Annotated in this window: 10 protein-coding genes; 9 read left to right on the forward strand and 1 reads right to left on the reverse strand. The window is 77.3% G+C overall.

Features of this window, described 5'->3' with window-relative positions; genetic code table 11:
* Positions 1–242 precede the first annotated feature (242 nt).
* Genes ACFYUY_RS07990 through ACFYUY_RS08025 form a run of 8 tightly spaced genes read left to right on the forward strand, consistent with a single transcriptional unit; the run spans position 243 to position 13,443 of the window.
* Entirely contained in the window at positions 243–2,027 is a 1,785-nt protein-coding gene (locus ACFYUY_RS07990) for a hypothetical protein (protein ID WP_387899080.1), read from the forward strand.
* A gap of 27 nt (positions 2,028–2,054) precedes the next feature.
* Entirely contained in the window at positions 2,055–3,212 is a 1,158-nt protein-coding gene (locus ACFYUY_RS07995; RefSeq protein ID WP_360214753.1) for a hypothetical protein, read from the forward strand.
* On the forward strand, positions 3,209–5,815 hold the full coding sequence (locus ACFYUY_RS08000) for a hypothetical protein (protein ID WP_387899083.1): 2,607 nt from the start codon (positions 3,209–3,211) through the stop codon (positions 5,813–5,815). The genes ACFYUY_RS07995 and ACFYUY_RS08000 overlap by 4 nt, the downstream gene beginning before the upstream one ends.
* Positions 5,816–5,873: 58 nt before the next feature.
* The gene (locus tag ACFYUY_RS08005) at positions 5,874–7,178 is read left to right on the forward strand and encodes a hypothetical protein (RefSeq protein WP_387899085.1); all 1,305 of its coding nucleotides are present in this window, start codon (positions 5,874–5,876) and stop codon (positions 7,176–7,178) included.
* Complete coding sequence (locus ACFYUY_RS08010) at positions 7,175–8,725, forward strand: VWA domain-containing protein (protein WP_387899088.1); 1,551 nt, start codon at positions 7,175–7,177, stop codon at positions 8,723–8,725. The genes ACFYUY_RS08005 and ACFYUY_RS08010 overlap by 4 nt, the downstream gene beginning before the upstream one ends.
* Positions 8,722–9,450, forward strand: a complete 729-nt coding sequence (locus ACFYUY_RS08015; protein ID WP_387899091.1) for a 4Fe-4S single cluster domain-containing protein — start codon at positions 8,722–8,724, stop codon at positions 9,448–9,450. Before ACFYUY_RS08010 ends, ACFYUY_RS08015 begins: the two co-directional genes overlap by 4 nt.
* A complete protein-coding gene (locus tag ACFYUY_RS08020) occupies positions 9,440–10,837 on the forward strand; it encodes a hypothetical protein (RefSeq protein WP_360214743.1) in 1,398 nt (465 codons plus the stop codon). Before ACFYUY_RS08015 ends, ACFYUY_RS08020 begins: the two co-directional genes overlap by 11 nt.
* Entirely contained in the window at positions 10,834–13,443 is a 2,610-nt protein-coding gene (locus ACFYUY_RS08025) for an AAA family ATPase (protein WP_360214741.1), read from the forward strand. The genes ACFYUY_RS08020 and ACFYUY_RS08025 overlap by 4 nt, the downstream gene beginning before the upstream one ends.
* Positions 13,444–13,458: 15 nt before the next feature.
* Here ACFYUY_RS08025 and ACFYUY_RS08030 read toward each other — a convergent pair whose 3' ends face one another.
* Positions 13,459–14,442 (reverse strand): hypothetical protein, encoded by a 984-nt coding sequence (locus ACFYUY_RS08030; RefSeq protein WP_387899095.1) that lies wholly within the window; start codon positions 14,440–14,442, stop codon positions 13,459–13,461.
* A gap of 252 nt (positions 14,443–14,694) precedes the next feature.
* Between ACFYUY_RS08030 and ACFYUY_RS08035 the strand changes: the two genes are divergently transcribed.
* Positions 14,695–15,024 carry a CU044_2847 family protein gene (locus tag ACFYUY_RS08035; protein ID WP_360214737.1) on the forward strand — a complete coding sequence of 110 codons (330 nt, stop codon included), beginning with the start codon at positions 14,695–14,697 and terminating at the stop codon, positions 15,022–15,024.
* Positions 15,025–15,028: the final 4 nt, after the last annotated feature.

The raw sequence follows: 15,028 nt of genomic DNA on the forward strand, positions 1-15,028 counted from the left end.
GGGGGGCCGGCGGGGTGCGGGCCCCCCTCTTAAGCTTGCGTTTTACCATACCCCGTTGTCCCCGGGGTTGGGGGGGGGGCGGGGGGGGGCGCGCCCCCCCCCCCCCCCCCGCCACCGACCTTTTCCGCGAACATCCACTGCGCGCCCCGGCGTTGTGCCACCATGAGGACCCCTGAGGGGCAGGCCACCGCCGATCTCGGCCGTGCCGCCCTGCGCCGAACACGTCGAGCTGGGGGCGAGAAGTGACCGGGGGCTCGAACAGACCGGACCAGGCGTGCCCGGTCTGCCACCGACCGGACGAGGACGCCGAGTTCTGCCCGGACTGCCGGTGGCGGATCACGGGCGAGGTGTTCCTCGGCGAACCCGGACCGGACGACCTGCGCCGGGAGCAGGAGGCGCTCGCCGCGGGCCGCGCCGCCTGGGACGAACGGGCCGAGGCCATCGCGGCCGCCGGGCCCGAACCGGGCCCCGAACCGGGCGGGGCCTGGGACCGCCTGCTCGAGGAACTCGTCGAACTCCCCGGAGCCGTCCTCTGGTTCGTCGAACTCAGCGACGAGCGGGTCGGGCTGATCAGGGCCGAGGCGGACGCCAACGGCATCCCCCTGGTCACCGAGGCCGGCGGCGCCGCCTGGACCGACCTCCTCCCGGCCTTCGCCGAGGACCCCGAGCGGCGCGCCTTCCAGCTCGCCGGCGGGATCGGCGACCTCCCGCCGGTCGACCGCACCGCCCTCGACACCGCCGTCCGACGACTGCTGACCACCCTGCTGCCCACCGGCCCGCGCCAGCGCACCGTGCTGCTCGACCAGCGCCCCGACTGGCCGCTGCTGGCCAGGGCCGCCGCCACGGCCCGCACCCTGCGCGCCCCCGACGCCGAACTCGCCCCCGCCCCCGGCGGCGTCGCCGGGGTGCGCCGGCTGCTCCGGGGCGCACCGCTGCGCCGGGACCACGCGCTGGTGCTGGCCGGCGTGGACGCGATCAGCGGAGCCGTCCGGCCGGAGGCCACTCTGCTGTTCCCGGCCGGCGCCCGGCTGAGACCCGGGGAGACCGTCGCCGTGCCCGTCACCGTGTACGGCTCCATCGAGGCGGACACCCTGCTCACCCTGCCGGTGGTGACCGCCGGCCACGGCACCCGGCACGACGCCGTGTCCGCCCACGGCGTGCGCCTGCCCGCGCTGCGCGCCGCCAACCTCACCTTCGTCCTGCACGGCCCCGGCGAGGTGGAGGTGCTGCTGCCCGACGGCACCGCGGCCGAGCGGATCCGCGCCGACCTCGACACCCTGATCGAGGGTCTCCCGCGCAGCCTCGCCCGGCCGCCCCGGCTGCAACTCCTGCTCGCCGTCGAACTCTGCTACGCCACCTCCCCCGACGAGGTCGCGGCCCGCGTCCGCCACGCGCGGGAGCTCGTCACCGCCCTCGCCGACCCGGCCGCCTCCGCGGCCGGCGTGGACGTCGCCCTCGTCGGCTACTACGACCACCACATCCGCGAGAACCGCTACACGCCCCGGCCCACCCTGCTGGAGACCCTGCCGCTCGGCCCGCCGGCCGCCGCGCTCGCCGCACTCGACCGGTGGGAGCCGGTGCGCCGCGGCCAGGACACCGTCTCCGCCCTGGAGGACGCCCTGAAGGCGATCCGGCTGCAGGCGGCCACGCCGGCCTGGGCGGCCTCCGGCCGGCTCCGCCCGCAGCGCACCGTGCTCGTCCTGGGCGCCCGTCCCCCCGGCGAGCCCGCCCAGCAGGGCCGGGTGCCGGCCTGCCCGCTCGGGGTGGACTGGCGCACCGAGTTCACCGCCCTGCGCGACGCCGGCGTCCGGGTGCTGACCCGGCGCGACGGACCGGTCGGCCCCCGGCCCACCGACCGGTCCCGCCAGACGGTCTGGGACTACACCGAACTGAGCTGGTGCGCGCTCGGCGCCGACGGCGCCCTCCCGCCCGACCGGCCGCCCGCCGCCACCGCCCACGACCTGGTCCCGACCTGGCACGTCGACGGACCGCCCTGCCGGCTGGCCCTGGCCCGCTCGCTGCTCTGACCGACCGTCCCGCCGAGGAGACCGCCGATGTCCGACCACCCCACCGACCCCGTGCCCGGAAAGGGCCCGGTGCCCGACCGGGACGCCCCCGCCTGGGAGAGCCCGCGCGCCGCGGGCGCGCCCGGCCTGCGCTACGGTCCGCCTGCCCCGGCGCCGCAGCCGACCGTCGTCGACGGCCACGCCGCCGCCCACGGCGCCTTCCCCGACGGCTACCTGCCCCCGCTCGAGGTGCCGGTACCGCCCGGCCAGATCGGCCCCGACGGCCCCGGCGCCGTCCGGATCGGCCTCTGGGGGGCGCCACGCTCGGGCAAGACCACCTACCTCTCCGCGCTGCCCATCGCCGCCCTGCAGCACGCCCGGCACGGCAAGGGCCGCTGGGTCATCAGCGGCATGACCCCGGAGGCCGGCGACTTCCTCAACCGCGGGGTCCGCCTGCTCGCCGTGGACCGCGGCTTCCCCGGCGCCACCACCGGTGCGCAGGGCATGAGCTGGGCCTTCCAGGGCGAGGAGCCCCGGATGATCGGCGGCACCCGGCAGGTCGGCTTCGTCCTCGACATCCACGACGTCAGCGGCGAGTACTTCCGCCCGGAGCACCCCCAGCACGCCGCCATCGTCGACCGACTGGCGAACTCCAGCGGCCTGATCTACCTCTTCGACCCCCTGCTCGACCGCGAACGCGGCACCCAGAGCCTGGAGTTCTTCTACGCGACCCTGAACGCGATCACCAGCCGGGTCCGCGACCGGCGCGGCATGGCCGGCGGCCGGCTGCCGCACCACGTCGCGGTCTGCGTCGCCAAGTTCGACGACCCGGAGCTCTTCCGGCCCTCCGTGGACGCCCGCTGGGTCACCCAGGACGGCGTCGGCGCCAGGATCCCCCGGGTACCGGCCGAACAGGCCGCCGGCTACTTCGCCTGGATCTGCGACACCTTCCGCGGCTCGACCGCCACCCTGGTGCGCGACGCCCTGCACACCTACTTCCACCCGAACCGCATCACCTACTACGCCACCTCCGCCATCGGCTTCCGGCTCAACCCCGACGGCATCTTCGACTACCGCTTCTTCGCCAACGTCCAGGACGTCAACGGGCAGCCGCAGATCGCCACCTCGCCCAACCCGATCAACGTGCTGGAGCCGCTGGTCGACCTGGAGCGGCGGATCCGCACTCGCCGGGTCAAGCTGCGGTGACCGGAACGCAGCGGCCCGGCGCCGCCCCCGTGACCGTGCACTGGGCCGTCCTCGGCAAGTACCCCGGGCGGCCGATGGGCTACGAGATCCTCGGCACCAGCCTCGATCCGGACCGCGCCGGGCGCTACCTGTGGGGCGCCCAGACCGGCACCCCGGACGTCCGCCACCCCGAGGAGACCGGCGGCCTGCCCTGGCGGATCTTCCTCAGCGGCGTCGAGGGCGAACGGACCGCGGCCTGCGCCATGGTGGAACAGGACTGGGACCGCAGCAGCCGGGACGGCACCGGGGCGCCGATCATCACCTCCCGCCTGCTCCTGCTCGAATGGCCGCAGGCCGCGGGGGCCGGCGTCAGCTGGTCCGGCCTCGCCTCGGCCGCCGCCGGCGTGCGCTGGCCGCAGCCCGGCGACCCCCCGACCGGGCCGCCGCTGCAGCTCGGCCTCCACCCCGCCTCCGCCACCGAACTCGCCGCCGTCATCGAGGACGTGGGCTTCGACTGGGCCGCGTGCGTGGCCGCCCTGCTCACCGACGGGCACCACGTCACCCTCACCGGCGAGAGCCGCAACCTGCCCGGCCCGGAGCGGCGGGTGCGGATCGTCGACGCGATCGCCGCCCTGCTGCCCTACGGCTGCCGCAGCTGGCTCAGCGCCGCGAACTGGACCGGCGAGGCCGAGCACTGGGTCCAGCTCACCTTCGCCGAGACCGCGCGCACCGGCCGCACCGCCGTGCGCTACGGCCACCCCGCCACCCCGCCGACCGGCCACGGCGCCGCCGCCTACCTCGCCGAGCTGAAGCGCCTGCGCGCCAAGGGGCTGACGACGGCCGACCTGATCCGCCACCTGCTGGCCGCCACCACCCCGTTGCGGCGCGGCGACGGCCCCGAGATGCTGCGGGCCCTGCGCGAGCTGGACCTCGCCGAGGCCGTGCTCGCCGAGGTCCGCGAGGGCCGCGGCCGGATCGAGGACGTCGCGCGGGCCCTCGGCCTCGGCGGAGCCGCCCGGCTCGAACCCGAACACCGCCGGGAGCTCTTCCTCTTCCTCGCCCGTGCCGCCGCCCCCGTCGGCAAGACCCCGCGCGACGAACGGGCCGTCGACCTGCTGCACGCGCACCGGGCGCCGGAGCTCCCCGGGTGGCTGGCCCGGGCGGTGCTCGCCGACGCCGCCCACGGGTTCGAGCGGTGCTTCGCCTGGCTCGACCTGCTCCGCGAGCTGTACGGGCCCGGCTCGGCCGAGTTCGCGTCCATGTTCACCACCGTGATCGACCCGAGCGGGCCCGCGCCCGCCGCCGTGTCGCACTCGGCCTGGATCGCCACCGTCGTCCAACGGGCCCAGAAGGCCTACCGCGCCGAGGCCGAACCCGCCGCCCACGTCCTGGTCCGGTACCCGGAGCTCGGGCGGGCCTGGGCGCACACGACGATCGGCCACGGCGGCCCCGACCCGGACGTCCTCGTCCACCTGCTGCACGCCGCCGAGGGCGAACGGCTCCGGACCACGACCGGCTGGCTGCGCTTCACCGCCTACCTGTGCGGCATCCTCGACGAGCAGGGCCTGATGGGCCCCAACGACGCCGCGGACTTCGCCCGGGGGCTGCCCGCCACGCTCTGGCCGGCGATCCTCGAACTGGCCGTGCGGCACCACCGCCCGCTGACGCTGCTGCACCTGTGGGGCCCGTACTGGGAGGTGGCGCTCGGCCCCCGCGGCCAGGAGCTCGCCACCCTGCTGGCCCGGTACGCCGAGAGCCTGGAGGAGGACGCCGGGTCCTCGCGCGCCGTCTGCGCGGCGGACCTGGACCTGCTGCGGCTCGCCGCCTCCGACCACGAGGTCCCGCTCGGCGGGCTGGAACGGCTGCTCGCGCGGGAGCCCGTGCAGCCCGTCCCCCGCACCGGCGCCCTCGGCCGCGACGCCGGCTGGGCCGGCCGCTACGCCGGACGGCTGGCGGACCGGCTGTCCAACGCCGCCTCCGACCTGCTGTGGCAGCGGGTGGTGGAACAGGTGCTCGGCAACTGGCCCGACCCGGCCCGCTCCCCGGTGCTGCGGCGGCTGGTGGAGCGCCAGGCGCGGGGCGAGGAGGCCGTGGTGAAGGCCCTGGACAAGCGGCTCCTCACCGGCGACGCGGCCTGGTTCGACCTGGACCTGCCGCCCGCGGTGGTCACCGCGCTCGAACAGCGGCCCGGCAGCCGCTGGATCGTCCTCCTGACGAGGATCCGCCACGCCGCCCGCGGCCCGGCCGACCCGGACGTCCTCGCCGCCGCCCTGGTCGAGGCCCACCACGGCAGGTTCCCCGTCGACCTCACCGCCGAGGTGGTGCCCGCCCTGGGCGGCTGGAGCGCCCGGCAGGTGGACCGCCTCGCCGCCGAACTGTGGCGCCAGGCGCAGCCCCTGGCCGAGCAGCTGTACCAGGGCATGCTGCACACCACGGCGGCCGCGCGGCTGCGCGTCGGCCTCCTCGACCACGGCCACCAGGAGCTGCGGCGCCTGGAGTACGCGCAGGAGGTGCTGGCCTACGACGGCTACCGGCCGAAGGACCCGCCCGCCGGCCCGCCGCCCCAGCCCTCGCGGCCGCCCACCGACCGCCGCGGCCTCCTGCCCTGGAGGTTCCGCAGATGACCCGCAGCCCCGCCCCGACGCGCCGCCGGCCCCGCCGCTCTCCCCCGGGGTGCGCCGGATGACCCTCGCCATCGACGTCGGCACGCGGTTCGTCCGGCTGGCCCACCCGGGGCCGGACGGGCTGCCCGCGCTCGCCGACCTGCCCGGTACGGTGCCCGGCGAGGGCCTGCCCGTGCCGGTCGGCCAGGACCCGGCGCAGGTCCTGGCCGCCGCCTGCGCGGCCTTCCGGGAACGGCACGGCCCGCCCGCACAGGTCGTCCTGGTGGCGGCCGAGGCGATGCCGCCCGGCCACCTGCACCAGGTCACCGCGGCCTTCGGTGCCACCGCCCCGGTCCGCGAACTGCGGCCCGCCACGGCCGTCCTGGCGCTGCTGCGCCACCACGGGCCGGCGCCGGACGGCACCTGGGCGGTCTGCGTGCTCGGCACCGCGGCCGTCGAGGTCAGCGTGTGCGTCGTCGCCCCGCGCAGCGTGGGGGTGCGGCGCTTCGTCCGGCACACCCCGGACGGCGGGCTGGGCTCGGCCTTCGACGCCGCCCTGCTGGACGCCGCCGCCCCGGACGACGGGCCCGGCGGCGCCTCCGACGGCGGCGCCGGGCTGGAGGCCCTGCGGGTGGCCCGGTCCGTGCCCGGCGCCGCCGCCCGCTGGGACCGCACCGTCGCCCGGGCCGAGCGGCAGCCGGCGCGCTACGACGACACGCCCGTCCTGTGGATCGGCACCCGGGAGGTCCCGGCCGGGGCGGCCCGGCGGGCCCTGGCCGTCCTGCGCGAGCAGGTCGGCCACGCGGCGGCCGAGTCCGGGCTGGACGACCTGCCGGTGGTCGCGGTGGGCGGCCCGGCCCGGATCCCGGCGATCCGCCGCGCGGCCGCCGGGGCCGGCCGGGAGGCCGCGCTGCCCGCCGGGACGGATCCGGCCCTGGCCGCGGTGCTGGGCGCCGCCCTGGTGGCCGCCGGCCGCGTCGACCCCGCCGACCGCTACCCGTACGAGGTGCTGCTGGGGGCCCGGCTGGTCCGCCACGGCCGGCTCGCCGCGACCGAGGTGGTGCTCTGCGGCCCGGGCCGCCTCGTCCCCGGCGGCGCGACGGTCTTCGCCGAGCGGGACGGCCGCCGGCTGGCCGTCGGGGGCGCGGGCGCGCACGCCCGGGAGGCCGAGGTCCGGGTCCGCGACGCCACGGGCGGCCGGGCCGTCCGGGTCGGCGCCGTGACGCTGCCGGCGAGCGCGGAGGGCGAGCGGTTCCACGTCGGCATCGCGATGGCCGCGGGCGGCCGGACCCGGCTCGTGCTGCGCCCGGTGGGCGGCCACGGCGAACCGCACGAACACCCGCTCGGCGAACTGCCGGGCGTCGTCGAGGGAGAGTCCCGGTGAAGCGATCCGCACCCCTGGCCCTGCTGGCCGCCCTCCTGCTGGCCCTGCTGCCGGCGCTCGGCGCGCGGGCCGACGCCGCGGGCGGCAACCCGACGCGCGGCGAGATCTACCGGTCACTCGGCCTGCAGCACCAGCCGGCCGACCACATCGTCCTCGTCGACACCTCCCCGTCGATGGCCCAGCAGGGCCGCTACGAGACCGTCCGGCAGACGCTGCGCACCTTCCTGTCCGGACTGACGTCCGCCGACCACGTCGCCCTCTACACCTTCGACAGCACCGTGGTGCCCCGCTACATCGGCGCCGCCGACGACCCGGCCGCCATCCTGGCCCGGCTGCCCGCCGCCCCACCGGCGAAGGGCGACACCGACATCGGGGCGGCGCTCGACGCCGCCCTCGCCGAGCTCGAACGCGGCGACGCCCTGCCGGTCGCCTCCGTGGTGCTGATGACGGACGGCGAGAACGCTCCGCCGACCGGCACCCGCTACCCGACCGCCGGCACCACCGCCTGGACGGCCGCCCTGCACGAGCGCGCCGCCAAGCTCGCCGGCCGCACCGACCTGGTCGGCTACGCCCTCCCGCTGGCCACCGGGGCCACCGGCGCCGGGCTGCTGCGGCAGGTCGTCACGGACACCCGGGAGCTCGTCCCCGGCAGCATCCAGGACCTCGGCGCCTACCTGCAGCGGGCGGGCGACGACACCCGGCTGCGCCAGGCCCGCGCGATCCTGGCCGCCGACCTGGGCCAGGGCGTCGACGCCGCCTGGACCGGGCCCGACACCCTCGACCTCACGCACGGCGAGGTGGCCGGCGCGATCACCTTCACCTCGCACACCGGCCACCTCCCGCTCACCGTCGAGGGCCTGGGCGCCACCGTGTCCGGCGGGCGCTTCCGGGTGTCCGGCCTGCCGACGTCGCTCGCCCTGGAACCCGGCGCCGGCACCACCGTTCCGGTGCGGATCGGCGGCGGCTTCGACGACGGCCCGCTGACGCCGCGGCACGTCGCGCACGCCGACGCCGTCCTGCACCTGACCGGGGCGGTCGGCTCGCCCTGGCAGCCCGCCCTCGCCCCGGACCTCCCGCTCAAGGTGCCCGCCGCCCTGCTGCACCCGGACCTCCCGGTGCGGGTCTCCGCGCAGGTCGGCTCGGCCGCGGCGCTGCCGCTGACGGTCGGCGTGCCCCTGCTGGTCCTGCTGCTGCTCGGCCTCGCGTGGCTGCGGGTGCACCGGCCCCCGCTCGACGGCGTCCTGCTCGTCGAACCGGCCTTCGGCGGGCGGATCCCGGAGCGCATCGCGCTCTCCGGCCGCCGGGTGCGGCTGCGCCCGGCGGTGGGCGGGTCCGGGCTGGTGCGCGGCCGGCGGCGGCGCACCGGGCTCGGCTCCCGGATCGACCTCAGGATCCGCTACACCCCGGACGGCGACCCGGCCCGCGCCGGCACCGTCACCTGTGCCCCCGACGGCCGGGTGGTGGTCGCCGGGACGGCCTTCCTCTACCGGCGCAACGGGGCGCAGGGCCCGACGGCCGTCACCGAGCCGGCCGGGTGGCGGCCGTGAGCGGCACCGCTGCGCGGGTGAACGTCGCCGCCACCCGGGTCGGCACCCGGGCGCTCGGCCCGGGGCTGCGCTCGGTGGTGTGGGTGCAGGGCTGCCCCTTCCGCTGCGCCGGCTGCATGTCCCCCGAGTGGATCCCGGACCGGCCGGCCCGTCGCGTCGCCCCCGGGGACCTGGCCGCCGAGCTGCTGGCGGACGACCGGGTGACCGGACTGACGCTCTCCGGCGGTGAGCCGATGGCGCAGGCCGCCGCCCTCGCCGAGACCGTCGACCGGGCGCGCGAGCGGCGCGACGTCTCGGTGCTCTGTTTCACCGGGTACCGCCTGGAACGGCTGCGCGAGGCCCCGCCGAACCCGGGGGTGCCCCGGCTGCTCGACCGGCTGGACGTCCTGGTGGACGGGCTGTACGTGGCCGGGCGCAACGAGGGCCGCGGCCTGCGCGGCAGCGCCAACCAGCGGGTCCACCGGCTGCGCGGCCGGCCGGAGGAGGAGCCCTACGACTACGAGAACGGCCCGCGCAGCGCCGAGATCGCCGTCGAGGGGCCGTCGGCGCTGCTGGTCGGCGTCCCGCCGGAGGGCCTGCTGGCGGCCTTCGACACGGCGGTCGCGGTGGTGCGCCGGCGACTGCGGACGGCGGACGGCCGGCACGACGGGCACGACGGGAACGGGCACGACGCACGGCACGACGGGAACGGCAGGAGAGGGACGGGAGAGGGACGTGAGCGGTAGGAAGCAGATCCAGGTGGACGAGTCCCAGTGGTACCGGCTGCTGCGCAGCGCGGACGAGCTGAAGGTGGTCCGCCGGGACCTCCCCAAGCTGCTGCAGGGCGTGCGCGACCAGACCCGGGCCGACCTCGCGGGCGAGTTCGACGCGGTGCGGCGGCGGCAGGACCAGAGCGAGCAGGCCGTCCGCACGCTCAGCGCCCGCAACCGCGCGCTGGAGGAGGACACCAACCGGCGGCTGCGCGAACAGGCCGCCCGGACGCAGCAGCGGATCACCGAGACGGCCGGCCGGCTGCGGGCCGAGGCCCACGAGCAGCTCGAACGGCAGCGCCTCGCGTTCGCCGCCGAGCTCGACGGGGAACGCCGCGAGCGCCGCGCCGAGATCGCCGGACTCGCCTCCCGGGTCGAGGTGATGACGCAGGACCGGGAGCACGCCCGGGAGCTGTCGGCGGGCTGGCTGACCGACGCCGAGGCGATCGCGGCGCTCGTCGCGGACACCCTTCCGCACGAGCGCCACGCCCCCGGCGAGCTGGCCTCGCTCCGGGCCCGCCTCGACCAGGCCCGCGGCAACCACGACCTCGGCCGCTACGACGCCGCCCTGGCCGTGGCCCAGGAGAACTACCTCGGGCTCAGCGAACTGCGGGTCCGGGTCGAGCAGGCCGACCTGCACCGCCGGTCCTGGCAGGCCGAGGCCGTCCAGGCGGTGCTGCTGGTCGAGCAGCAGGTCCGGCGCAGCGCTCAGCTGCCCGTCCTCGGCCCGGACCAGCAGGAGATCCCGGACGTGGCGCTGGACGTCGACTACTGGTCCGCCGGCGGGCTGGCGGAGCTGCGCGAACGGCTCGACGCGCTGCTGGAGCGGGCCCGCGCCGAGGAGACCGCCGCCGAGGAGGCCGAACGGATCTGCCGGGAGGAGGCACCGGCCCTGGAGATGCAGCTGGCCGACACCGTCCGACGGGCGCGCCTGAGCCAGCTCGCCTCCCAGATCCGGGTCAACCTCGCCGACGAGGTGATCCAGGCGCTGGCCGAGACGGCCTTCTACAGCTACGTGGACGACGCCTTCGTCGACGCCGACGCCCGCGGGGCCCACATCACCCGGCTCCGGCACGAGAACGGCAACGAGATCGTCCTCGACATCGAGACCGCCGACCCCGCGTCCGGGCGCAACGTGATCCGGGTGATCTCCTCCGACCGCGACACCGAGTCGGAGGCCGACCAGCGCGCCCGGGCCGACGCGGTGCACCGGCTGCTCGCCGAGAACGGGCACCAGGCGCACGCCCCCGCGCCGCTGCCGCTGCCCCAGCCCGGCGCCCCCGACCTCAGGACCGACGACCCCCGCTACGACCTGACGGCGCAGCGGGAGCCCGGCCGCCGGCAGCCCGGACCGGGCGCATGACCGCAACCCCGCGCGGCGAGCGCTTCCGGGACCTGCGGCTGAGCACCGACGAGCCGTTCACCGTGCTCTACGGGCCCGGCGTCGACGACGTGTTCGTCGACCCGGACTACGGGGTGCGCGCCCTGGAGGAGACCCTGTGGGGGCTGCTCCGGTCCGAGGGATACCGGCGCATCGTCTTCTCCTCGCTCAGCCGCCCGCTGTACTTCCGCGATCCGGAGTCGCGTCGGCTGAGCCGCCCGGGCTGGGAACGGGCGGAACCGGACGGGCGGGGCGGCGCCGCCGAGAACGGGGCGGCGACCGGGAAGGGCGGGAGCACCGCGGGTGGGACCGGCGCCGCCCCCGCCACCGGCCGGATGCGCCGGCTCCGCGGCCCGCTCGGGACCGTCCGGCTGCCCACCGGACCCGGCGCCGGACCCGGCTCGGCGGACGCCGCGACCGCCCCGCAGGCCCGGCCGGCGAGCGCCGTCGCCGATCCGTTCGCCGTGATGACGCACCTGGGCCTGCTGCGCCGGCCCGAGCCCCGCACCGCCGTCGTCTACACCCAGGCCGAGGAGATCCTGCTGCACAACCAGGCCTCGCGGCAGCTGGCCGCGGCGCTGGCCGACCGGGCCCAGGACCGGCTCGGCCACAACCGGTGGATCTTCGTCTTCCGCGCGTCGACGCTCGAGGGGGTCGAACGGACCGTCGCCGACCGCCGGGTCTACCCCGCGCTCGCCGCCTTCCTGCGGGCCGAGCTCGACCACCCCGGCCGCGGCGGCGCCTTCCGGATCGGCTACCCGGACGAGGCCGAACTCGGCCGCCTCGTCCAGCACCTGCGCCTGCGGGACCGGCTGCGGATCGGCGACTGGCGGGAGCTGGCACCGCTGCTGCGCTCCTTCGCCGACCGCCCACGGCGGGCCTCCGCCTGGCGCGAGGACCTGCGCCGGCTGGCCGCCGACGGCACCCCGCTGGAGCGCCGGGCCGCCCTCGACCGCGGTCTGGTGACCTCGGTGACGACGGACGGCGAGAGCCCCTGGACCCGGCTCGACGCCATGCCCGGCCTGGCGCCGGTCAAGCGGCACCTGCGCCTGCTGGCCAACCGCATCGAAGCCGAACGGGCGCTCCCGGCGCGCCGCGACGCGGCCACCCAGCACCTGGTCTTCAGCGGCAACCCGGGCACCGGCAAGACGACGGTGGCGCGGCTGGTCGGCGAGATCTACCGCGACCTCGGCCTGCTGCGCCGCGGCCACCTGGTCGAGGCGGACGCGTCCGCCCTGGTGGCCGGGTTCGTCGGCCAGACCGCCGAACGCACCAACGCCCTGGTGGACCGGGCGCTCGACGGCGTGCTGTTCCTCGACGAGGCCTACGCGCTCCACGACCAGCGCGAGGGCTTCGGCCGGGAGGCGGTCACGGCGCTGCTGGCCAGGATGGAGAACGACCGCGGCCGACTGGTCGTGGTGCTGGCCGGGTACCCGGAACGGATGCGCGAGTTCATCGCGTCGGACCCGGGCCTCGACCGCCGGATCCGGGCGTGGATCGACTTCCCCGACTACGACCCGGCGACCCTGCACACCATCCTGCTCGGCATGCTGGCCGACCGCCGGATCCACCCGGCCCCGGAGACCGGGGAGTTGCTGTCCCAGGTCGTCACCGGCCTGCGCCGGGTCGCCGGCGAGGGGTTCGGCAACGCCGGCACGATGCGCCTGCTCGCCGACGACCTGTTCGACACCTGGGCCGGCCGGGTCCAGCGGCAGGTGCACCTGCCGCTGCTGCCGGCCGACCTGCCCGAACGCTACCGGGCGCACCTCCCCCGGCCCGTCCCCACCACCGGGGAACTGCTGGCCGAACTGGACCACCTGGTCGGCCTGCGCGACGTGCGCGAGTTCCTGACCGGGCTCACCGAACGGCTGGCGATGCGCCAGGCCCGCGGCCTGCCCGACACCACCGCCCCGCACCTGCTCTTCCTGGGCCCGCCCGGCACCGGCAAGACGACGGTGGCCCGCCTGGTCGGCCGGATCTGCCACACCCTGGGGCTGCTGCACACCGACGAGGTGGTCGAGGTGACCAGGGCCGACCTGGTGGGGCGCTACCAGGGCCACACCGCGGTGCGGACCAGGGAGGTGGTGCGCTCCGCCCTGGACAAGGTGCTGTTCATCGACGAGGCCTACAGCCTCGCCTCCGGGACGGACCAGGACGACTTCGGCCAGGAGGCGGTCGACACCCTGCTGCGCGAGATGATGGAGAACCCGGGACGGCTGGTGGTGATCGCGGCCGGCTACCCGCTGGAGATGCGGCGCTTCCTGGACGCCAACAGCGGGCTGCGCTCCCGCTTCGGCCAGACCCTGCACTTCGACCACTACCCGACCGCCGACCTGGTGGAGATCCTGCGCCGGCAGGCCGCGACGGAGCGCTACCTCCTGTCGGACGGGGCCGCGCAGCGCGCCGCCGCGTGGTTCGACGCCCAGCGCGCCGCCAGCCCGAGGGACTTCGGCAACGCCCGGGCGGTAGCCGGGCTGCTCCGGGAGATGGAGACCCGGCTGGCACGCCGGCTGGGGCCGGACGGCTGGGACGGCGCCGTCGGGGAGCCGATCACCTTCCTCGGCGAGGACGTGCCGCCGCCCCGCTGACCCCGCCGCGGGTGATCAGGCGTCGGTCCAGGGCAGGGCGGCGCGCTCCCGCCCGTCCTGCCGGTCGCGCTGATCCAGGAGGCCGGCGAGGATCCCGTCCACCCGGTCGAGCCTGGCGTCCAGCAAAGCCACCAGCGCCTCGGCCTCGGCCAGCGCCGTCCGGGCCTCCCCGGACCCGTCCGGGGCCGGGGAGGCCGGGTCGGGCCCGGCCGGGGCGAGCGCCCGCGCCAGCTCCACGTCGGCGCGGGCGTGCAGCCGCAGTGCCGCCAACTGTTCGACCCGCTGGGCGCGCAGCGCGTCCAGGCGGTCCCGCAACCCGGCCAGGCGAGCCTCGCCCTCGTCGAACCTCCGCTGTTCGACGGCCAGTTGCTCGTCCACCGCGCTCGCGCGGGCCAGCCCCTCGCGGGTCTGCGGGGCGAGCGCGGCCAACTGTTCCTCGGTCAGCCGGACCAGCCGGTCGGCGCTGGTGCGCAGGGCGTCCTCGACACCGGTGTCCTTGCCGCGCAGCACCAGCAGCCGGGCGGTGATCGCCTCCTGCTGGCGCGCCAGTGCGTCCAGCGCCGAGACGATCCGCTCCAGCCGCCGCAACTCGTCGACCTGGCGCCGGAGTCCGGCCAGTTCGGCGAGCCTGCGGCGCAGCTCCGCCTCGCGCCCGGCCAGCTCGTCGAGGGCCGTCCGCTCGGCGCGCACCGCGCGTCCGGCCTCGGCCAGCCGGTCGGCCAGCTCGCCGACGTCCCGGCGGACGGCCGCCCCGGCGAGGGCCGCGTCGAACAGCCCGGCGACGGCGTCCCCCAGCCCGGCCCCGGCGGTCAGCGCGTCGTCGAGCGCGTACACCGCCTCGAGCGCGGACACCCCGCCGGGGCCGGGCTCGATCCCGCCCAGCTCGGCGCAGACCCAGGTCAGCGCCGCCCCGAGGGCGTGCAGCGAGGCCGTGCCCGTGTCGCCCCCGGCCGCCTCCAGGGCCTCCGCGATGTCCCGCCTGGCCCGTTCCACTGCCACCCCCGACACCACGCCCACCCCCGAAGTCACGCCCTCCACCGGCCCGCACCCGGGCCCCGCCGGGCCCGATGGTAGCGGCGATCGCGCCCGGGGCACCCCGGTCGGGCCGCCGCGCGCCCGCGCCGCCCCCGCCGCCGCCTGCGGCCCCGGAAGCCGGGGCGGCGAGCTCTGCGAACAGCCGCCGCCGCTCCCCGCCCGGCGCTATCCTGCGGTCGTCGAGCCGACACACCGTATCGTCAACCGGGGGTCACCATGCCGGAGTTGCTTCGCTTCCAGGGTCCGGACGACTCCTCCCTGATCGTCGAGGTCGAGGACGACTCGCCCGGCATCGAGCTGGTCTCGCGGTCCGCGGAGGGCATCGCCGAGGCCGCGCACCAGCTCGACGACGCGCTCACCGCCTGCCGGCCCACCATCGAGTCCGTCCTGGCCGCGCTCAAGCACCTCAGGCCCGAGCAGATCGAGGTCTCCTTCGGCATCAAGCTGAACGCCGAGGCCGGCGTCGTCATCGCCAAGACCGCCGCCGAGGGCCACTTCGACGTCACCATGAGCTGGCGGTCCGCGCCGGCCGCCGACGAGAGCTGAGGGG

This window comes from Kitasatospora sp. NPDC004745 (assembly GCF_042873275.1).
GTDB lineage: Bacteria > Actinomycetota > Actinomycetes > Streptomycetales > Streptomycetaceae > Kitasatospora.

Excerpts from the sequence above, each read along its gene's own strand:
- ACFYUY_RS08035 (WP_360214737.1), top strand. The coding sequence starts at position 14,695 with ATGCCGGAGTTGCTTCGCTTCCAGGGTCCGGACGACTCCTCCCTGATC.
- ACFYUY_RS07995 (WP_360214753.1), top strand. The coding sequence starts at position 2,055 with ATGTCCGACCACCCCACCGACCCCGTGCCCGGAAAGGGCCCGGTGCCC.
- ACFYUY_RS08005 (WP_387899085.1), top strand. The coding sequence starts at position 5,874 with ATGACCCTCGCCATCGACGTCGGCACGCGGTTCGTCCGGCTGGCCCAC.
- ACFYUY_RS08025 (WP_360214741.1), top strand. The coding sequence starts at position 10,834 with ATGACCGCAACCCCGCGCGGCGAGCGCTTCCGGGACCTGCGGCTGAGC.